The 20249-nt window shown below is 66.5% G+C and carries 15 protein-coding genes and 1 tRNA gene; 10 read left to right on the forward strand and 6 right to left on the reverse strand.

Annotation, left to right across the window (positions count from 1 at the left end; genetic code table 11):
* Positions 1-2 precede the first annotated feature (2 nt).
* The 4 genes from BJ991_RS08110 (at position 3) to BJ991_RS08125 (ending at position 6010) form a co-directional block, all read left to right on the forward strand.
* On the forward strand, positions 3-1607 hold the full coding sequence (locus tag BJ991_RS08110; RefSeq protein ID WP_179492614.1) for a DNA polymerase Y family protein: 1605 nt from the start codon (positions 3-5) through the stop codon (positions 1605-1607).
* Between the two features lie 36 nt (positions 1608-1643).
* On the forward strand, positions 1644-5213 hold the full coding sequence (locus tag BJ991_RS08115) for an error-prone DNA polymerase (RefSeq protein WP_179489051.1): 3570 nt from the start codon (positions 1644-1646) through the stop codon (positions 5211-5213).
* A gap of 73 nt (positions 5214-5286) precedes the next feature.
* Positions 5287-5832, forward strand: coding sequence for a GNAT family N-acetyltransferase (locus tag BJ991_RS08120; protein WP_179489053.1), 546 nt, complete (start codon positions 5287-5289; stop codon positions 5830-5832).
* 106 nt (positions 5833-5938) lie between these two features.
* Positions 5939-6010 (forward strand) — tRNA-Arg (locus BJ991_RS08125).
* A 209-nt stretch (positions 6011-6219) separates the two neighbouring features.
* On the opposite strand, the gene BJ991_RS08130 is transcribed toward BJ991_RS08125, so the two are convergent.
* From BJ991_RS08130 to BJ991_RS08140, 3 genes are all read right to left on the reverse strand, one after another.
* Positions 6220-7350, reverse strand: a complete 1131-nt coding sequence (locus BJ991_RS08130) for a tyrosine-type recombinase/integrase (RefSeq protein WP_179489055.1) — start codon at positions 7348-7350, stop codon at positions 6220-6222.
* A gap of 279 nt (positions 7351-7629) precedes the next feature.
* Complete coding sequence (locus BJ991_RS08135) at positions 7630-8052, reverse strand: (deoxy)nucleoside triphosphate pyrophosphohydrolase (protein WP_179489057.1); 423 nt, start codon at positions 8050-8052, stop codon at positions 7630-7632.
* Complete coding sequence (locus BJ991_RS08140) at positions 8049-9017, reverse strand: SRA domain-containing endonuclease (protein ID WP_179489058.1); 969 nt, start codon at positions 9015-9017, stop codon at positions 8049-8051. Before BJ991_RS08140 ends, BJ991_RS08135 begins: the two co-directional genes overlap by 4 nt.
* Before the next feature lie 133 nt (positions 9018-9150).
* On the opposite strand from BJ991_RS08140, the gene BJ991_RS08145 reads away from it, so the two are divergent.
* On the forward strand, positions 9151-9471 hold the full coding sequence (locus BJ991_RS08145) for a MazG-like family protein (protein WP_179489059.1): 321 nt from the start codon (positions 9151-9153) through the stop codon (positions 9469-9471).
* The gene (locus tag BJ991_RS08150) at positions 9458-11209 is read left to right on the forward strand and encodes a DUF2075 domain-containing protein (protein ID WP_179489060.1); all 1752 of its coding nucleotides are present in this window, start codon (positions 9458-9460) and stop codon (positions 11207-11209) included. Before BJ991_RS08145 ends, BJ991_RS08150 begins: the two co-directional genes overlap by 14 nt.
* Positions 11210-11493: 284 nt before the next feature.
* Here BJ991_RS08150 and BJ991_RS08155 read toward each other — a convergent pair whose 3' ends face one another.
* Entirely contained in the window at positions 11494-12708 is a 1215-nt protein-coding gene (locus tag BJ991_RS08155) for an SNIPE associated domain-containing protein (RefSeq protein ID WP_246301055.1), read from the reverse strand.
* 119 nt (positions 12709-12827) lie between these two features.
* The gene (locus BJ991_RS08160; protein WP_246301056.1) at positions 12828-14099 is read right to left on the reverse strand and encodes a hypothetical protein; all 1272 of its coding nucleotides are present in this window, start codon (positions 14097-14099) and stop codon (positions 12828-12830) included.
* A gap of 153 nt (positions 14100-14252) precedes the next feature.
* Between BJ991_RS08160 and BJ991_RS08165 the strand changes: the two genes are divergently transcribed.
* Complete coding sequence (locus BJ991_RS08165; protein WP_179489062.1) at positions 14253-14873, forward strand: hypothetical protein; 621 nt, start codon at positions 14253-14255, stop codon at positions 14871-14873.
* Between the two features lie 314 nt (positions 14874-15187).
* On the opposite strand, the gene BJ991_RS08170 is transcribed toward BJ991_RS08165, so the two are convergent.
* Positions 15188-15961, reverse strand: a complete 774-nt coding sequence (locus BJ991_RS08170; RefSeq protein WP_179489063.1) for a hypothetical protein — start codon at positions 15959-15961, stop codon at positions 15188-15190.
* Between the two features lie 367 nt (positions 15962-16328).
* Here BJ991_RS08170 and BJ991_RS08175 point away from each other — a divergent pair, with 367 nt between their 5' ends.
* The 3 genes from BJ991_RS08175 (at position 16329) to BJ991_RS08185 (ending at position 20218) form a co-directional block, all read left to right on the forward strand.
* Positions 16329-16727: a hypothetical protein gene (locus tag BJ991_RS08175; protein WP_179489065.1), complete on the forward strand. Its 399-nt coding sequence runs from the start codon at positions 16329-16331 to the stop codon at positions 16725-16727.
* A complete protein-coding gene (locus BJ991_RS08180) occupies positions 16717-17217 on the forward strand; it encodes a hypothetical protein (protein ID WP_179489066.1) in 501 nt (166 codons plus the stop codon). Before BJ991_RS08175 ends, BJ991_RS08180 begins: the two co-directional genes overlap by 11 nt.
* A gap of 481 nt (positions 17218-17698) precedes the next feature.
* Positions 17699-20218, forward strand: a complete 2520-nt coding sequence (locus BJ991_RS08185; protein ID WP_343048687.1) for an AAA family ATPase — start codon at positions 17699-17701, stop codon at positions 20216-20218.
* The last annotated feature ends 31 nt before the right edge of the window (positions 20219-20249 follow it).

The following is a 20249-nucleotide window of genomic DNA, read 5'->3' on the forward strand; positions in this document are numbered from 1 at the left end:
GCATGGTGCTGTGGTTCCCGGACTGGCCGGTGACCGCGCTCCTGCGCGAAGGGGTTCGCGATGACGCGGGCGTGCCGTTCGCGGCATCCGCCCCCATCGCCGTGCTGCAGGGCAACGAAGTCGTCGCGTGCTCGCGAGCCGCGCGCGACGCCGGCGTGCGCCGGGGGCAGCGCCGCCGCGACGCGCAGGCGCGCTGCCCGTCCCTCGCGGTGATCGCCGCCGACCCGGTTCGCGACCACCGGGTGTTCGCCCCGATCGTGTCGCGCGTCGAAGAGCATGCGCCCGGGGTCCAGCTCGTCCGGCCGGGGCTGTGCGCGTTGCGCGCGCGAGGGCCGGCGCGATACTACGGCGGAGAAGAGGCGGCCGCCCGCGTGCTGCTCGGCGCCCTCGCCGAGATGGGGATCCACGAGGTGACGGCGGGTGTCGCCGACGGTCCGTTCACCGCGCAGCAGGCGGCGCGCACGGCGCGGAACGAGGGTGTGCGGGTGGTGCCTTCCGGAGAGGCGGCGGCCTTCCTCGCGCCGCTCTCGGTCGCGACGCTCGACGACGCGTCGGGCGGACTCGCGGTAGGGGCCACCGGCGGCGAGCTCGCGAGCCTGCTGGCACGACTGGGAGTCCACACGCTCGGCGACTTCGCCGCGCTCGAGGTCGACCGCGTGCGCGAACGGTTCGGCGAGCGCGGTGTGCGGCTGCACGCCCTCGCGGGGGGCGTCGACTCGAGTCCCGTCGAGCCGCGCATCCCGCCGCCCGAGCTCGAGCGCGAGGTCGTCTTCGAGCCGCCGCTCGAGATCGCCGAGCAGGTCGCGTTCGCGATGCGTATGCCCGCCGAGGAGTTCATCGCTGGCCTCGGGGCGGTCGACCTCGTGTGCACCGAACTCCGAGTCGAGCTCATCGGCGACCGGGGTGAGCGCAGTGAGCGGGTGTGGCTGCATCCGGGCTCGTTCGACGCGTCGGCCGTCGTCGACCGCGTGCGCTGGCAGCTCGCCGAGGATGCGCTGCCCCCGCCCGGCGACGACGAGGTCGCGCCCGCCGACGGAGCGCTGCGCAGCGGGGTCGGCCTCGTGCGGATCTCTCCCGAGGCCGTCGACGCGGCGTCGCACCACCGGGTCGCGCTCTTCGGGTCCGGTCCCGACGAGCGCGTGCACCACGCCCTGTCCCGTGTGCAGGCGATGCTCGGGCATCGTGGTGTGCTCACACCGGCGGTCGGCGGCGGCAGATGGCTCGCCGAACGCCAGGTGCTCGTGCCGTGGGGCGACCGGGTCGTGCTCGACAAGGAGCGGTCGCGCCCGTGGCCGGGGAGCCTTCCCGCGCCGCTGCCGGCCACGGTGTTCCCCGAACCGCGCCCGGCGCGCGTGACCGGCGAGGGCGGCGCGACGGTGGCCGTCGACGACCGCGGTGCGCTCACCACCCCGCCGACGGTGCTTGTCGAGAGCGGGCAGCGACGCGAGGTCGTGGCGTGGGCGGGTCCGTGGCCGGTCGTGGAGCGGGGGTGGGACACCTCTCGCGCGCGGCGCGCGCATCGGTTCCAGCTCGTCGACGCCGACGGTGACGCGTGGCTGGTCGTGAACGAGCACGACGAGTGGGCGGTCGAGGCGAAGTATGACTAGGCAGCGGGGGAGCGCACCACGGGGGAGGGGTGGCTGATGGGCTTCGACAACCCGCCCATCCCGTGGTCCGAGATGGAGCGGCTGCTCAGCGATCGGCGTCGGCCGCGGCAGGTGCCGTCCGGGGCCGACGGCGGAGACAGCCCCGCCTGGTCGCACAAGCGCGCGCCCTACGTGGCGCCGCCGATCCAGCGCCCGCCCGACGCGGTGCCGTACACCGAGCTGCACGCGCACACGTCGTTCTCGTTCCTCGACGGGGCGTCCTCACCCGAAGAGCTCGCCGAAGAGGCGGAGCGACTCGGCCTTTCCGCGCTCGCGGTCACCGACCACGACGGGTTCTACGGAATCGTGCGGTTCGCCGAAGCCGCCGAGAACCTCGAGCTGAAGACCGTGTTCGGCGCCGAGCTGTCGCTCGGGCTGCCCGAACCGCAGAACGGCGAACCCGACCCGGTCGGCGGGCATCTGCTCGTGCTCGCGCGCGGCGAAGAGGGCTACCACCGGCTCGCGTCGGCCATCACGCACGCCCAGCTGCGCGGCGCCGAGAAGGGCCGTCCCACGTACGACCTCGACGAGCTCGCGGCGCAGGCCGACGGGCATTGGGCGATCCTCACCGGGTGCCGCAAGGGCGCCGTGCGCAGCGCGCTCGCCGACGAGGGTCCGGAGAGTGCGGCGCGCGAGCTCGATCGGCTCGTGGAGCTGTTCGGGCCGGATGCCGTCAACGTCGAGCTCATCGACCACGGCGAGCCCCTCGACTCGCGCACGAACGACGTGCTGGCGGCGCTTGCAGCCGAGCGGGGTCTTCCCGTGGTCGCGAGCAACAACGTGCACTACGCCTCGCCGCAAAGGGTGAACCTCGCGGCGGCGATCGCGGCGGTGCGCGCGAACCGGGGGCTCGACGAGCTCGACGGGTGGCTGCCAGCGCACGCGGGTGCGCACCTGCGGTCCGGAGCCGAGATGGCCGCGCGCTTCGCCCGCTATCCGGGTGCTGTCGAGCGCACGGTCGAGCTCGCCGACGAGCTCGCCTTCCCGTTGCGCCGTGCACGGCCGGCGCTGCCGAAGCAGGAGGTGCCCGCGGGGCATACGCCGATGTCGTACCTGCGCGAGCTCGTGTGGAACGCGGTCCCCGGCAAGTACCCCGACCTGACGCCTGAGCAGCGCGTGCGCATCGAGAACGAGCTCGCGGTCATCGAGTCGAAGGACTTCCCGGGGTACTTCCTCATCGTGCACGACATCGTGGCCGAGGCCAGGCGGCGCGGCATCCTCTGTCAGGGCCGCGGCTCCGCCGCGAACAGCGCGGTGTGCTACCTGCTCGGGATCACGGCGGTCGACGCGATCGCGTTCAACCTGCCGTTCGAGCGCTTCTTGTCGAGCCTGCGCGACGAGGAGCCCGACATCGACGTGGACTTCGACTCCGACCGGCGTGAAGAGATCATCCAGTGGGTGTACGAGCGGTACGGGCGTGAGCGCGCCGCTCAGGTGGCGAACGTCATCCAGTATCGGCCGAAGAACGCGGTGCGCGACATGGCGAAGGCGCTCGGGCACTCGCCCGGCCAGCAGGACGCGTGGTCGAAGCAGGTCGAGCGCTGGGGCGCGATGCTCGAGACCGGCGTCGACCACGACATCCCCGACCGGGTGATCGAGTACGCGACCGAGCTGCTGAAGGCGCCGCGGCACCTGGGCATCCACTCCGGCGGCATGGTGCTCACCGAGCGGCCCGTCGGCGAGGTCGTGCCGATCGAGCACGCGCGCATGGAGAACCGCACCGTCATCCAGTGGGACAAAGACGACGCGGCCTGGATGGGCCTGGTCAAGTTCGACCTGCTCGGCCTCGGCATGCTCGCCGCCCTGCAGTACACGTTCGACCTCATCCGCGCGACGACGGGTGAGGAGTGGGAGCTCGCGACCATCCCGAAAGAAGAGGCGGCGGTGTACGACATGCTGTGCCGCGCCGACTCGATCGGGGTGTTCCAGGTGGAGTCGCGCGCCCAGATGGGGCTGCTCCCGCGACTGCAGCCCCGCGCGTACTACGACCTCGTGATCGAGATCGCGCTGATCCGTCCGGGTCCGATTCAGGGTGGGGCGGTGCATCCGTTCGTCCGCCGGAAGCTGGGCTACGAAGAGGTGACGTACCCGCATCCGAAGCTCATGCCGGTGCTCGAGCGCACACTCGGCATTCCCGTGTTCCAGGAGCAGCTCATGCAGATGGGCATGGCGGTCGGCGGGCTCACCGGTGAGGACGCCGATCTGCTGCGGCGCGCGATGGGGTCGAAGCGCGGCGTCGAGCGTATCGAGTCGCTGCGCGAGAAGCTGTACGCCGGCATGGCCGAGAACGGGCTCGTGGGGGAGGACGCGGACGCGATCTACACGAAGATCCAGGCGTTCGCGAACTTCGGGTTCGCCGAGTCGCACTCGCTGTCGTTCGCGCTGCTCGTGTACGCCTCGTCGTGGCTCAAGCTCCATTACCCGGGGGCGTTCCTCGCAGGTCTGCTGCGCGCTCAGCCGATGGGGTTCTACTCGCCCGCGACGCTCGTCGCCGACGCGCGTCGGCACGGCGTCGAGGTGCGGCGCCCCGATCTGCATCTGTCGGGCGTCGAGGCGGTGCTCGAGCCGGTGGAGGGCACCGGCTCGGGTGAGGTGTTCCCAGATCAGGACATCTGGCGAGTTCAGGACCATTTCGCGCGGAAACGTCCTGCATTCGCCGGATCTCCTGATGTCGGTGTGGGAGCGGGTGCGGGTGCGGGCGCGCCGTCGGTGGAGTTCACGGATGCAGCGCCGGACGGCATCGCCGAGATGAAGCGTCTGCCGACGGGAACGGATGCCTGCACCCAGCGCGTCCAGCCGCCGGTGACGCCCTTCGACCCCGACGCACCCGACGAGTCCGCCGCCCACCGTCGCGACGGCGCCTTCGCGGTGCGGCTCGGGCTTGCAGGCATACGGGGGATCGGCAAGGCGGTCGCGGAGCGCATCGTCGCGGAGCGCGAGACGGCGGGGCCATTCCGCGATCTGCGCGATCTCGTGCGGCGCACGGGTGTCACCGAGGCGCAGCTCGAGTCGCTCGCCACGGCGGGTGCGTTCGAGCGACTGGGGTTCAATCGCCGCGAAGCGATCTGGCTCGCGGGGTCGGCCGCGCAGGATCGCGCGGAGTACCTGCCCGACTCGCTCATCGCGGTGCAGCCGCCGCTCTTCCCCGACCAGACCAGCTACGAGCGGCTCGCTGCCGACCTGTGGGCGACGGGCATCTCGACCGACGACCACCCCATGACCCACTACCGGTCGGGACTCGACGCCCGCGGGGTGCTCACATCGACCGAGCTGCGCACGCACGAGACCGGTCGGCGCATCGAGGTCGCGGGGCTCGTCACGCACCGGCAGCGGCCGGCGACGGCATCCGGTGTCACGTTCTTGAACCTCGAGGACGAGCACGGCGTCGTCAACGTGATCTGCTCGGTCGGCCTGTGGAACAGGTATCGCCGCATCGTGCGCGATGCGCCCGCGCTCATCGTGCGGGGGATCCTCGAGCGTTCGCCCGAGGGCGTCACGAACGTGCTCGCGGATGCCGTGGAAGACCTGCGGGTGGGCGTGCAGCATCAGTCGCGCGACTTCCGGTGACCGGCGGCGGCGCGCGGGGCGGGCTCGGCCCGTGAGCCGATCGACGTCACGGCATCGCCGCTACGCTCGCTCCATGATCTCGCTCGTGCTTCCCGATCACGCCCGCCGGGACTCGTGGCTCGCTGCGATCGATGAGATCGACGCTGCGGACCTGCACGGCTTCTCCACTTTCGGATTCGACGTTCACGAACTGGGCGACCCGGACGTCTTCGATCTGTGGCTGCAGCGCGAGATCCGGCAGCGGACGGAAGGCCAAGACGGGTTCGTTCCGGCGACGGTGTGGTGGATCATCGACGACTCCAACCCCACGGAAGTCCTCGGTTCGATTCATCTGCGCCATGAACTCAACGAGGTCCTGCTCGCCGAGGGCGGTCACATCGGATATGCGGTGCGGCCGTCGGCGCGCGGTCGAGGCGTCGCGACCGCGGCGCTGAAGCTGTGTCTGGAAGAAGCCCGCCGGCGGGGGATCGTCAAGGTTCTCGTCGTGTGCGAGACGGGCAACTCGGCGTCGGGGCGAACCATCCTGGCCGCCGATGGCGTGCTGGAGAACGTCCACGGCACGCTCGAGAGGTACTGGATCGAGCTCGACGACGGTCGCGGGGGAGAATCGGCCGCGTGACCCCGTGGGCTTTCGGCTGGAGGTCATCCCCGGGCAGGACCGCCTTGCGGTGACCGCTCGCGGCACGCGAGAGGGGTGACGGCCGTCACCTAGACTGGATCGGCCAGCCTCTGTAGCTCAATGGAAGAGCAGTTGCGTCCTAAGCAAACGGTTGGGGGTTCGAGTCCCTCCAGGGGCACAGTGTCTTTTTACCTCTGACCAGGAGTTTCTTCTGAGGTCAGACCACACAGAATGCGTTTTTGCCCGCATTTTGCCCGCATTCCGAAAATTCGGGGAGCCGAAAATTGCCGTCTGCAACGGCGTGCGCGCGACGTCTGAGAGCGCCAAAATCGAGCGTTTCGAACGAAATCTGCGTCGTCGAAATACTGAGCAGTCTGCTCTCTGGGGTCACTGCGGTCGGGCGTAGCGGGTCTGCGGACCCGAGGGCAGCGCGACGAGCGGCATCTGGTCGTTCAATCGCGTCGCGACGGCATCCAGATCGTCGTCGAAGAGATCGGCGTACGTGTCCAGCGTCATCGCCGCGGACGCGTGCCCGAGCATGCGCTGGACCGCCTTGACGTTCGCGCCCGAGCTGATCGCCAGGGATGCGGCGGTGTGACGAAGGTCGTGAGGAGTGAGCCGAGGAATCGACGGATCGAACGCCTGCGCACGCCGGACCGCATTCGCGAACCATCCCTTATTGCCAGAGTTGCGCATGTGATTGACGCCGTCGCCGAACAGAAGTCCCTCCGGCCCCTTGCCGGTGCACGCCTGCTCGATCATCGGCGCGAGCCGCTCGGGGTACGGCACCGAGCGCTTCTCATGCGTCTTCGGCGTGCCGACGTGGATCTCGTACGCGATCATTACCGCGTTCTCTTCGATGACGAAGCGCCGGCGCAGCCGGTTCACGCTGCGCACCCGCAGCCCTGTGGCCTCGCCCCACCGCAGACCTGTGTACGCCAAGGTCAGGACAAGCGTCGGGTGGGCCGAGCACGCCGCCAGCGTCGCGACCTGGTCGTGCGAGAGGTAGACGCGGCGCTTGCCCGGTCCGTGCCGAGGCAGGTTGCGTACGTTGCGGGCTGGGTTGCTCGCCAGGCGGCGATCGTCGATCGCGACGTCCAGGATGCCGGCGAGGACGCCCAGTGCGCGAAGAACGACCGTGCGCGATTTCTGCGTCGCGAGGTCGGACACCCAATCCTGGACTTCCGAGCGACGGATCGACGAGATCTCTCTGTCGGCCCAGACCGGCGCGACGTGGTTCTTCCACGCCCGCTCGAGCGTCATGTAGTACGACGGCTTCGACATCGGTGGCTGCTTCGATCGCAGCCAGCTGTCGGCGAACATCCGGACCGGTACTCGCGACGACGACGGGTCGATGTACTCGCCCTTCGACTTCGACACAGTGACCATCGAGAGGTACAGCTTCGCCTCACGCATCGTCGTGAAGCCACGCTTCTCCGCCTCGGTGCGATCCGGCTTGCGATAGCGCACGCGGTAGCGGCGGCCTTTCGCGGATTCGTACGGGGTGATGCTGCCCATCTCGACCTCCGATCGTGCCCGGCTCGACGGTCAGTATTGGGCCAGTGTCGGACACTGGTCGGACCCCGTCAACGCGGCCGATGAGAGATGTGGATAGATGACGGAGGATGTCCTCAACTGGCGATGGGTTGGAGGGGCGCCTCCCTCCGACGCCGAGAGTGTAGCGATCGGTCGCGGCTCCGTTCTCGCCGCTCACTCCTTGCAGACTCCGCGCTGGCGCGCGTCGCTTAGCAGCCGTTCGACGACGAGGACTGCGCCGCGCCCGATCGCTAGAGGGGCTTACTGTCGGAGGAAACCCGACCTATTCGTTCGAAGATCCGAGCGGACACGTTCGACCGCGGGGACGTCGGCCGGCGCCCACTCCACGGAAGCGAGCTCGTCCGGCGTGAGCCAGCGAAGCGCCGCGTGCTCTGTGGGCTGCGGTGTTCCGCAACGGAGTTCGCAGTAGTAGGTGGTCAGCGTCACGACCCCGAACTCGTAATTGTGAGTTGTCGTGAGGATCTCGTCGCCGACTCTGATGTCGACGAGCAACTCCTCGCCGATTTCGCGAGCGAGCGCCTCTTGCGGGGACTCGCCTTCCTCGATCTTTCCACCGGGGAATTCCCACATGTTGGGCAGACTTCCGCTCGGCCCTCGCATCGCGGCGAGCACACGTTCGTCGCTCACGATGACCGCGCCCACCACGTTGAATCGCCGTGTCATTGGTGCAGCCGTTCTTCCCGATGTGAGGTGTCGGGCGGCACAAGCACGAAGGTTGTCTGCTCGCGGAAGGCCAGCCCAAGTCCGGCATCGCGGAGAAGATCCCGGAGGTCAGCGGTGGGGCGTTCGGGAAGAAGTACCGAACAGCGTAAGTCGTCGACGCGCACGTGTCGGCGGTAGTCGTAGAGCTGACCGACCGCCATACGGAGATCTGAGCGGCCGGCAATCGCCTTCGCTTCATAGAGGGTGTGATCGACTTCGTCGTAGATGTCGGTGAGGAGCCGGGTGCGCTCGGCGGGGAGGTTAATCGCCCACCGAGTGAAGGTGTGCCCGACTTGATGTGCGATGAACTCGTCGACAAGCTGCGACTCGCGCCGTACCGCCAGGCCACCCGCGCGATCCGCCGTCTCGAAGAACTCGGTTGAGTTGATCTCGACGGGAACAGAGATGGCGTTCGGTTCGCGCGTCACTCCCGAGTATCCGACCAGCTCAACGACGTCATCCGGGATCACGCTCACCGGGAGCAGCCGGAAGACGAGGACTGTGCGCAGCGCTCCGCTCCGATCGAGCGCTGGCATGCGCTCAAATGGCACGTCGGGGTCAAGGATGAACTCGCCGATGTATCGCTGGAGCTTCGTACTCGACCCCGCCACGACGCCCGCTGCGCTGAACGCGTGGAGGGAGCGCCCTTTCGCGGCGTGGGTCAGGATCGGTGAGTTGCTGCCACTGAGCTTCTGGTCCCCAACGCGGCCCGCGCCGGTGTAGTGGAACACCGTGCCGTCCGAGGAGAAACCGTCATAGACGTAGCCAAATTGTCTGCCCTCGGCGGGGTCCGTGAACACAAAGACGGAGTTGGACGTGTTGCTCGGAACGATGCCGCCAGACTGAACGCTTCCGCCATACTCCACCACGAGGTCTGCACGTGTGACGATGTCACCTGCGCGGAGGCGGAAGGCGGGCGATGGCACGTGATCAACCTATCGATCAGATCGAGTTGGCGGCGAGGATCTTCCGCGAGCTGGGGCCACTACGACGAGTCCGAACGCCACCCGCCTGCTCCCCTTGCGGAGCCCGCGCCCGCGTCCTGATACGGTCGCAATCGTGACGAGTGAGCGTGTTCAGAAGGCCCTAGAGGACTTTGTTCGAGAGCGTGACTGGGCCCAGTTTCACACTCCGGCGAACCTGGCCAAGAGCATTGCGATTGAGGCGGGCGAGCTACTGGAGTGCTTCCAGTGGAGCGACGATGCAGACGAGGCGCAGGTGCGAGCCGAGCTTGCTGACGTTGTGACCTATTGCACACTGCTCGCCGCACGGCTCGGGGTCGACCTCGATGAGATCGTGCTCGAGAAACTCGTCACGACTGGAGAGAAGTACCCGGCCGATCGGGCCAGGGGACGGAGCACAAAGTATGACGCCCTTTGAGATCGAGCGCCTGAGCTTCACGTCAGGCGCGATTTCGGACTGGGTGGCTGGCGACGAGCGCCGAAGGAACTGGCCTGTCGTCTACGTGCTTGATGGTGCCGACTCGGCTGGTGCCGGGGCCGTGTACGTCGGTGAGACGGTCAACGCCGCTGCGCGCATGCGCCAGCATCTCGCGAACCCCGCCAAGAACGCATTCCGGCGCGTGCGCGTTGTCATCGACGACACCTTCAACAAGTCGGCGTGCCTCGATCTGGAGTCTCACCTGATCCGCTGGCTCGCCGGCGACGGACAGTTCACGGTGATGAATGGCAACGAGGGCATCATCGACGCCCGGTACTACGAGCGCGACCTTTACCGGGAGAGCTTCCGTGACATCTTCGACAAGTTGCGATCAGAGGGAATCTTCCAGCGCAGCATCCCTGAGATCGAGAACAGCGACCTCTTCAAACTGTCGCCGTTCAAAGTGCTCACGCCGGAACAGGCGATCGCGGTCGAGGACATTGTGGAGGGACTCCTTGCCGACCTCGGCAACGGAGCGTCGTCTACGAGTGTGATCGAAGGACAGCCTGGGACGGGCAAGACCATCATCGCGATCTTCCTGATGAAGCTCCTCGCAGACATCCGCGACCACGATGATGCAGACGAAGTCGAACCAGACTCGATGTTCGCCGACTTCTTCGTGCCCGGCAATCGCGAACTACTCGCGGGCCTTCGGATCGGTTTCGTCGTACCTCAGCAGTCCTTGCGCGAATCCATCAAGCGTGTCTTTAAGAAGACACCAAAGCTCACGGAGGCACAAATCCTGACGCCCTTCGACGTGGGGGCATCAGATCAGCCATGGGACCTGCTGATTGTCGACGAGACTCATCGCCTGAACCAGCGTGCGAACCAGTCGTCGGGCGTCAACAACAGGCGATTCATCACAATCAACGAGAAGCTCTTTGGCGTTGACGACCCATCGAAGACGCAGCTGGACTGGATCCGCGCTCAGAGCCGGCACCAGATCTATTTGCTCGACGTCGAGCAGACCATACGACCGGCTGACCTGCCTCAGAGTGTCCTCCGCTCGCTCGTGGACCAGGCAAGGTCGACGCATCGCCGGTATCCGCTGTCTACCCAGATGCGCGTGCGTGCAGGCGCCGACTATGTGCAATTCGTTCGGGACGTGCTGCGGGGCGAGTCCAACGCGACCGAGCGCCCCGACTTCGGTGACTACGACCTGAGATTCTTCGACAACCTCGCGGCGATGCGACGCACAATTTTCAAGCGCAACGACGAGCATGGCCTCGCCCGCCTCGTCGCCGGCTACGCATGGGAGTGGAAGAGCAGTCGCGATAAGGAAGCGTTTGATATCGAGCTGGATGGCGTGCGCCTTCGCTGGAACAGCCAAGCCAAAGACTGGATCAATAGTCCGGCATCCATTCACGAGGTCGGGTCTATCCATACCGTCCAGGGTTACGACCTCAACTACGCAGGCGTCATCATCGGCAACGACCTCCGTTACGACCCCCACTCCCAACGGCTCTACATCGACCGCGCCTCGTATCGGGATGCGAAGGGCAAAGAGAACAACAAGCAACGCGGGATCGCCTACTCCGACGACGACCTATTGGAGTTCATCCGCAACATCTACGGCGTTCTCCTGACGAGAGGCATGCTCGGCACGTATGTATACGTGTGTGATCCGCCGCTGCGCGAGTACATTGCGCGCCAGATTGGGCGTCGCGTCACCGGCTAGTCCGGTAGTGAAGGCCTCAGGGGCGCACGGCGTCTTCTCTCTGGCGCATGGACCCCCCGCGAGGCGCAAGCCAATCGCCGCGCCGTTGGTGGATTGCGGTGCGAATCGGGTGAGCTGCTTCACCAGCGTTCGTGGCCGGAGCACGAGGGCGCCTTCGGCCCTAGACCAGCCGCCAACGAGAGGTCAGCCTGCTGCAAGGAAGCCGAGCGAAGACCGCGAGAGCGAACGCGTTCGCGCGAGAACAATTACCAGTCAGCGGTCGCACCGCACGATTCGCAATTTCCCTAGCTGCGGGGTTCCGATACCGGCCAGAGCCCGACCGACTGCCGGTACTCGGTGGCTTCGCCGACCTCGTTGAACTCGAGGATGTTGCCCACCTTTTCGATGAGGACGTCGCGCACCTCGGCTGGTGTGGCGAAGAAGAACTCCTTTCGCGCGTTGGCGCGGTTGAGGGCGCGGTCGGCGAAGTGATGGTGCAGCTCGGATTCGAGGGTGACGGCGTCTTCGGAGAAGAAGAGCGCGTGGGTATCGAATCTGAAAGGCACAGAAGCCCCACCGAGTTCGACGATGCGATCGCGCGGCTCGAGGCGTCGCGTCAGGCCGATCTTCACCACGTTGGCGCCGAAGGCCCCCTCGTTCGAGATCACGTAGACGTAACCAGCGCGAATGTTCGCTGCCCGGAAGTCGTTCTGCGCGATCGCATCATCGACCGCCGCGAGCCGTGCGCGCAAGGCGTCGTCGACCTGCCCCTGCTGCTCCAAGACTGACAGCGTGTTGAGGAGGTGCGCGCGTTCCTTATCGAGGCGCGCTCGCTCCTCGGCGAGCTCTCGCTCGACCTTCTTCTCTTCACGGAGGCGCGCTCGCTCCTCGCGTTCCGCCTCGCGCTCTTCCTGCTTCTTCATCAACCAGTCGGCGGTGAGCTCAATCTCCTCCACGCGCAGGTCGTGAAACTCGTCGCTGATCTTCATCTCCATCAGTGCGCCCAGCTTGGCGATCGCCGTCCGCGACGCCTCAAGTCGACGCTTGGCGGTCACGACATTCCCGACCCGAAGCGTTCGAATCGAATTGTCAGCCTCAGCGTTGTAAGCCCGGAGCATGAGCTTCGCCAGGTCGTCGGTCATGCGGCGACCCTGGGCGAGGGAGTTGTTGAAGGTGAACAGCTCGGACTTCACGATCGCTCGACCCGCCTTTACAGCGTCGGCAATGCGGGACTCGAGCGAAGCAAGCGCTTCTTGGTAAGCCGCTGCCGTTTCAAGCGGATGGTGGTATCGGTAGATCCCCACGTCCTGCAGCACTCGCGCGTCACTCAAGTCCACGTAGTCGCCCGCACGCGCCTCCGCCAGCTGTGCGCGAAGTGAGGCGTTCTCGGCTTCAAGGAACGCTAGCCGGCCCATCTCCGAACCCGGGGCCGGTGCCGCGGCTGTCGGATCCTCATTCGTCGGAAGATCAGCCGCCGGCGCAACTGCCTCTGCAGCGGGCGGCTCGTCTGTCAGCCACAACTGCCATCCGGCGGGGGGTTCCGGCCACGACGGGTCTGGAGTCCAGCCTGCTGGCGGGACCCAACCCGCCGGTGGCTTTGGCCATCCCGGAGGCGGGTTGAACCTGACGCTCGAATCAGTCATCGCGCGCGCCGTACCCCACCGGCGACGGCGGGCACCAGACCGTACGGATTTTTCGAGACCGAGGCGCCAAGGTGCTCGAGAGTCGCGGAAGGGACGACTGCGGACAAGTCGAGCGCGTCGAACTCCTCGCGGCGCGCTGCGACTGCGACGAAGGGCACGTAGGTCGGTCGGCCGGTCGCCGGACTGATGGTCTCGGTTCCCAGCTCCAGTGAAATGCTCGCGATCAGTCCGCGACGGTCGGCCTCGAACACCTCGTGAAGGGACCGCAACGCGATGTTGTGAACGACGCGCAGATAGCGGTCCTTTGTATCTTTTTGTGTTGCAGCGACAGGAGTGATTTCGTCCGTCGCTTTGGTGTAGCGGTACGACTTGATCGCGGGAATCGCGTCCGGCCCTGGAATCAGAACCCGCAGGCTGAGTTCGGCGGTCGTCGGTTCAAAGGTCGCCGAGTGCGATACCGGAAACCATTCAGGGTAGATCGAGTTGGCGAGCACGATTCCGACGTACTCCTGAAGGGCGTCAACCGTGCCGTACGCCAGGCCCGAAATCAGCTGGTCGAGGGACTCATTCTGCTCGGCGACATCCTTCTCCCGCGCGGCTGACTCCGCCTCGTATTGCGCGAGCGCCTCGGCGAGGGCGATCTGTCGCGCGCTCTCTGCCGCCTGGTGGGCGGCCTCTTGCGCCGCGCGGCGTGCGGGAAGTTCGTCAGTCGCGGCCTTCCACGCCCAGTAGTCGGTCGCATACTGCTGCTCGACCGCCGCTAGAGCATCCGCAGCCTTTTGCTTGCGCCCGAGCAGTCCCTTCACCGGCTCCGGTTCGCGTTTGACCGGCAGCGGAGGGTCGGGGATCGCCGCCGGCGCGGGAATCGGGACGCGCAAGTCCTCGCGCGGGAAGGGCGGGTGCGTGACTACGGCGCGCAGCGACTCCAAGTCCACGAAGTCGTCCACATCGAGCGTTGCCGAGAGAATTTCGTCGAGTTCGACGAGGCGCCTGTTCAGCTCCGCGGTTAGCTCTTCAGCCTCGGCTTGGCGAGCCTCCGCGTGCGCTTGAGCTGCCTCGCGCTCCAGACGTTTGCGATCCTGCTCCGACGCACGGGCGGCAGCTGCCGCCGCGCGCTCTGCGGCGCGTTGTGCAGCTTCGGCCCGCTTGACCGCCTGCGACTGCTGACGTAGCGCGGCCTGCTGTCTCTGATCGGCAAGCTTTGCCTGGTGCTGAAGCTCCGCAAAAAACCCACGACGACGTGCCATACGTGCCCCCAAATCGACCAACTCCCGAAGTCTATTGGGGAAGCACGTCGTCCTTCTCACCCAGCCTGCTTCTGTCTCCCGCTGACGGCGCTCCGTAGCGAGATAGCGACCGGTTCACTTCGCGCAGTCCATGTCGATGAGCACCACGCACTCGCGTGAAGCCATACTGGGCGAATGGACGCCCGCTTCGATTCATTCCCATTCCAAGACGGACAGTTCGCCCCGCTCGGCGCGAAGGCCTACGCGCCCGTCGTTCCTACGCGAGCGATGGGGTTCACCGACGACGAAGAATGGGAGGTAGTCGGGGAATCCCGCTACCTCGACGGTATTCGCCGCACCAAGGAGCTGATGGATGAAGATGAAGAGGGCGGGACGCTATTCGCCCAGCTAATCGCGGAGCCCTTGAACGAGTTCGACCGCCACGCGGTGCGCGTGGACCTCGTGTGGGACTACCAACGTGAGACCTGCGGCTATCTACCTCGCGAGCAGGCATACAGGCTCCAGCCCCTGGTGATTCAGGAGGCCGACGACGGCCTGATCGTACTTCGAGAGGCCTCCCTTTACGGCGGAACTCTCGATCGGCCAAACATCGGCGTCTGGCTCTCACCTCCAGCATTGTCCGACCAGACGCAGGACTACTCCGACTTTCGTGCCGAGCGCGCCGCCAACGAGCGCGACGAATCCGCGGCCACTCAACGCGCGAACGCGGTCGCGCGGGAACACCAAGAAGCGATAGTCGCGGAGCAGGCTGCCGCATCGGAGAAGCGCTCGCTATGGAAGCGACTCGGATTCTGAGTCCTGCGCCCTAATCGCCTGCCGTCGTTGCAGTCCGCCACTGGTCTCCGTTCGCGCGGCGGGCGGAGCAGGACTCGTGTGTGTAGGCAGAGCATCAGACGGTCCGAATTGCGAATTTGGGATCTCCGAGCAGGGCGGACAGGCAGCACCGTCGAAGCGACGAGCGATCCCTTTCCCAGAACAGGCCGCAGGACGAGGCGAGTGTGAGTCCTGACTGGAGGGCCGCTCAGGCCCCGAGAGCTGTCTCAGCGCACGCAACTGCGCGGTCCTTGAGCCAAGCCTCCAAGGAGGGGATAGGCGCAAGTGCCGGGGGATCAATCTTCTTCGTAAGGACCCCAGCGCTCGTGGCGATACTTGAGACCTTCAAGAGACACGATCTGTGACTTCATCGCCCATGCCTGTCGGGAGAGGTCGAGAAGCCTGCGGCGCGAGCGGTCCTTCAGTTTCTTATCCCACAGCGCCTCCTCTTCCCGCCGATAGCCCTGCACCGCGCTGATAAACGCCTCGCGGGATGTCTCCATCTCTGAGCGAACGCGGCAATATGCCCGCACGGCATCCTCAAGTTCCTTCGCGCGGGCCGGATCCGGCTCGGGTGGCCGGGCGTTCTCCCACGTCACACCGGGATCGGCGAAGTAGCGATGTATCGTCTTGTTGAACAGCGGCGGACGAACGGAGGCCGGCATAAGCCTTTCGACCCTCTCTGCCTGTATGCGTAGCCGCTCCCATGCGTCACAACACAGTCGGAGCGACCAGAAGCCGAGCGCCGACTCCGTCGTGCCGACACTTGGCGCGCTGGTCATCCTCCGGCGCGCGGACTTGAACGCTGTGCCTGCTGGAAGTAATGAAGACGCGTCATAGAACGGCGGGGCGAAGAGGGGCGCGAACAACTCGTCCACTGCTTCCTGTTCGAGGCGGTTCTGCGTGGCAGATTCCCGCCGTCGTTCCAGAGAGCGCTCCGCTCCGAGCACAACCAGGCCGACGATGACACCGGTGAGAACCGCGACAATGATGTCTGGGACCATCTGCGACCAGTCCGGGGGCCAGAAGGCCGCACTCGCTGTTGGCGTCGGTCTGAGCGAGGGCGTCACGATCTTTGTCTACCGCATCGGCGGCCGGCAGCGTGAGACCAGACTCGGTCGGCCTAATCGAGGGTTACTCCCGCCCAGTCACCGCGGCGCGAAGGCCCGTCGCGAGCATGGCCACAGCAGCGGAGAGCGCCTGCGTCGCGTTGAGTGGGGTAGCGTAGCGCTCTCGAGCGGGCATCCTCATCGCCCTTGCGTGGGTGAGATATGGGGCCGTGGCATACGCCGAGAGAGTCGAACCCGTCGATAGAGTCGGGCGCGTGCATATTGATCGGCTCGACTACGGTGCGGCGCCGCCATGACCTGGGAAACCGTAATGACGAAGGACACATGCATTGCGTTGTCGGCAGTGTTCCCTCTCATCCTCGTGACAATGGCGATCGAGCACCGTAGGGCCCTTCGGTACGTGCAGCGACGCGAAGGCGTCTTTCAGTGGATCGTGGAGAAGAGCACGATCGGCGCGGTATGCGGCCTCGTCATGACCGTTATCGGCGTGCAGACCGACGGCCTGGCCCTGCCCTTCACTGTTCTTGCGTGGTTCCTCTTCGGCCTCGGCATCCTTGGGCTTACGCTCGTTCTGGTCGCGATCGTGGAGCAGGACCGCTCCGACCGTGAAGAAGACGTTCGGCGGCGAGAGGATGAGCGCCGAGCTGCTCTCAAAGCGACCCGGCGGAGGCCGTGGTGGAGGCGCGCGGTCAACCTGGCGACAGGCGATCGCCGGCGGGACCCCGCTGCGCGCGGGGCTTCTAGCGAGGTCTGGCATGCAGACTGATCCCTTCGCGCTCCCCGCGTTCATCCTCGCGATAATCAGTCTCGTCGTCGCGACAATCGGTGCGCTGACTGGCGTCGTGGCCCTTGTCTGGCAGATCATCACTCGCACGCGCGGTGCGCATCGCGTCACGGTGTCTGTCGCGAACTCCGTCCTCATCGGTGACGGTATGCCCGATGGAGTCTTCATCTCGGTTGAGGCGATCAACAAGGGTGCGTCGGCGGTGCGCATTATCAACTGGGGCTTCCAGTTGCCGAGCGGTGAAGGCATTACCGTCTATGTGCCCGTGCCGCTCTCTACGACCCTGCCTCACATGCTCGAACCCGGCACGAACGCGACCTTCTTCGTGCCCGCGGCCAATCTCGGCGGGGCGATCCGGACGCGCGACGGGCTCACGCCGCGCGATCTGCGAGCCGTTGTCGGCCTCGCGACAGGCGAGAAGATTTTCGCGAAGCTCGGCTCGCTGAAGCTTGCCGAGGAGTTTTGGCGCTAGGGCGCGACGTCGCAGGACGCCCTCCGTCGTGGCGTCTTGAGCGATAAGGATGACCGTCGCCCAACCGCCAGTCGTTGGAGCGCACGCTCCCGACGGCACTCTTCGCATTCCTGTATGTCGCGGGCGAGATGCGACCTGACTTCATGTCGGCGACCCTTCAAATGCATGCAGACGCCGAGGTCACTCGAGGAGAACCGCAATGCACGCAGGCACCCGGGGTGAGCGGCACCTTTAGAAGCACTCACCTACACATACCTGCACCACTGAAAAATCCCTGGATAGCGGGTAAAACCTAGCCTAGTCTGGCGCCATGCGCGGAGGTCTTGAGCGCTGGAAGCGAGGTGTCGAATCGAGAGGGGTTCGACATGCGATCGGCTACGCGCTCGAGGGCATCTGCGACGCTCACCTGCAGCACTCCCGCGGCGTTGACGCGCTCGAAGCGTACGGTGGCGCGTCCGATTCGACCGTCTCACGATTCATCGTGGCGAACGGCATCCTCACCTCCGACGAGCTCACCGCCGGCGGCCTTCGTGTCTGGCTCACCGGGCACGACCCGGTCACGGGGGAGGAGCGCGGCCGCCAGCGGTTGAGCCCCGACGCTGACCTGTTGCTCGATGGCACGCTTAACCACCCGAAGTCGTACAGCATTGCCGCGCTGCTCCATCCCGAACTCGCAGCCGAGTTCGAAGCCCTCCAAGACCGGTTGCGGGACCGCATCCTGTGCATCTGGCAAACCGAGCTCAACGCACGCCGCGGACACGGCGGACTCATTCGCGAGGCGATCACGCGTATCGAAGTCGTCGAGCTGCAGCACCGTCGCTCGCGAGCGCTCGACCCGCACATCCACCGGCACCTGTGGCTGAATATCAAAGCGCTTGGTGCGGACGGCAAGTGGTCAAACCTCGATTCGCGTGTCGCGATGAAACTGCACACCGTCGTCAACGCCGAGGGCGAGCTCGCCGCCCGCACCGATCCCGCCTGGATCGACGCGCTCGCCCGGCACGGATACACACTCGACCTCAATGGGGAGATCGCCGAGCTCGCTGGCGCGGTCCGACCCGTGTCGCGCCGGTCGGCGCAAATCGAAGGCAACCGAGCGCGCCTGATCGCGGAGTGGTCGGCGGCGCACGGAGGATCTGCGCCGAGCGTGGAGGTGCTGCATCAGATCGATCGGCGCGCGTGGGCGGTGTCGCGTCCGAACAAGCCGGCCGATCTCGATGAGGCGTGGTGGGAGGCGCGCGTCCGCGACGAGATCGCCGCGATCGATCCGAGCCTGATCGCCACGCGCGCACCCATTCCACTCGCCGCAACAGACCCGCCTGCGCTCGATCTGGATCTGCTCGCTGCACAGGCAGTCATCGACGCGGACGAACGGTCGACCTCATGCGGCGGGAGGTTCAGCATCTTCGACATCCGCGCGGGCGCAATACGCGCGCTCTCGCGCACGGGCGTCGTTGCGGAGCGCGATCGGTTCGATGGCGTGATCGCCGAGGTGACGGAGCGCGCCATGCGTTCCGTCTTCCGGCTCGTTGCGGACGATCCGCCTGCGCACGTCAAGGCGTTCATGGCAACCGAGACCGTACGCGCCAAGGTGCGTCTTGCCGGATGCTTGGACGTGCTCGCCCAACCGGGGCGCTCCCTGCTGCCGGAGGAGTTGCGCCGACTCGCACCGAACGCGCATCTGTCGACGCTGGATGCGTCGCAAGGCGTTGCCGCGTGCGCCATCGCCGGCACGGACGGGCTCGTGACGGTGACCGGCCCCGCAGGCGCGGGCAAGACGACGATGCTGCGCGCTGCGTTCACGGCGCTCGCGTCGCAACGGAGGCGGATGCTCGTTGTTGCTCCTACGCGAAAGGCGGCATCGGTGGCGTCTCGCGAGGTCGGGGCCGCGGCATCCAGCATTCATGCCTTGCTTACGGATCATGGCTACCGATGGGGCACCGACGAGGCCGGCGCTAAGGTGTGGACCAGGCTTCGAGTGGGAGAAGTCGATGCCATCACGGGCGCCGTGTACGGCGGACCAAGCCAGTACATGTTGCGTTCTCGCGATCGGATCGTCGTCGACGAAGCCGGCATGGTCGACCTGCGGACGGCGAACGTACTTGTCGAACTCGCGATCGAACAGGGTGTCGGGCTGGCGTTCGTGGGTGACACGCATCAGGCGTTGCCGGTCGGACACGCGGGAGCGATGGGTTCTGCGATCCGGCACGCGAACGCTGCGATCGAACTCGACACGGTGCACCGGTTCCGCGATCCCGACTACGCGGCGCTCACGCTGCGGCTCCGGGATGCGGGTGACCGCGAGCGTGCACTGGTGGTTGCGGGCGAGCTTGCCGAACGCGGTCTCGTCGCTCGGGTCGATCATCACGACGCGGCGCGTGGGCGGATGATCGACGCGTACTTCGAGTGGCACGAACGCGGCAAGCGGGTGACGTTGGTATCTGGCACGAATGCTGAGGCGGATGCGATCAACGACGCCATCCAGCAGCGGCGAGTCGATCAAGGCGAGCTCGACGTCCGCGTCGCCGCGTGGGGAATGGGGCAGCAGCGCATCCTCGTCGGCGACACCGTCCAGACCCGTCGCAACGACCGGCTCACCGGAGTCGAGAATCGCGCGCAGTGGATCGTGCGCGGGATCCGTGATGAGTACCTGTCTCTTGTCTCCGTGAGCGACAGCGGCGAGGTGGCGCGCGTGTCCACCGAGTACGCGCGTGAGCACTTGCAGCTCGCCTACGCGTCCACCGTGCACGGCGTGCAGGGCGACACGGCCGATGCGTCGGTGGTCGGGCCTGATGTGGACGCCGCAGGCCTCTACGTGGGCCTGACGCGCGGTCGGCTCAGTAACGTCGCGACCGTCGTCGCGCGGACGGATGCCGCGGCCCGCGAGTGCCTCGCCGAGTCGATGCAGCGCGGGACTCCGGAGTTGACTCTGCAGGACGCTGTGAGCGCGGCCCAGGCGGAGCTGCGACGCGCGGCGAGGAAGCGGGAGCGGCGATGGTGACGGCGCCGTTGAGCAGTGCGCTAAGTTCGGG

This window comes from Microbacterium immunditiarum, assembly GCF_013409785.1.
GTDB lineage: Bacteria > Actinomycetota > Actinomycetes > Actinomycetales > Microbacteriaceae > Microbacterium > Microbacterium immunditiarum.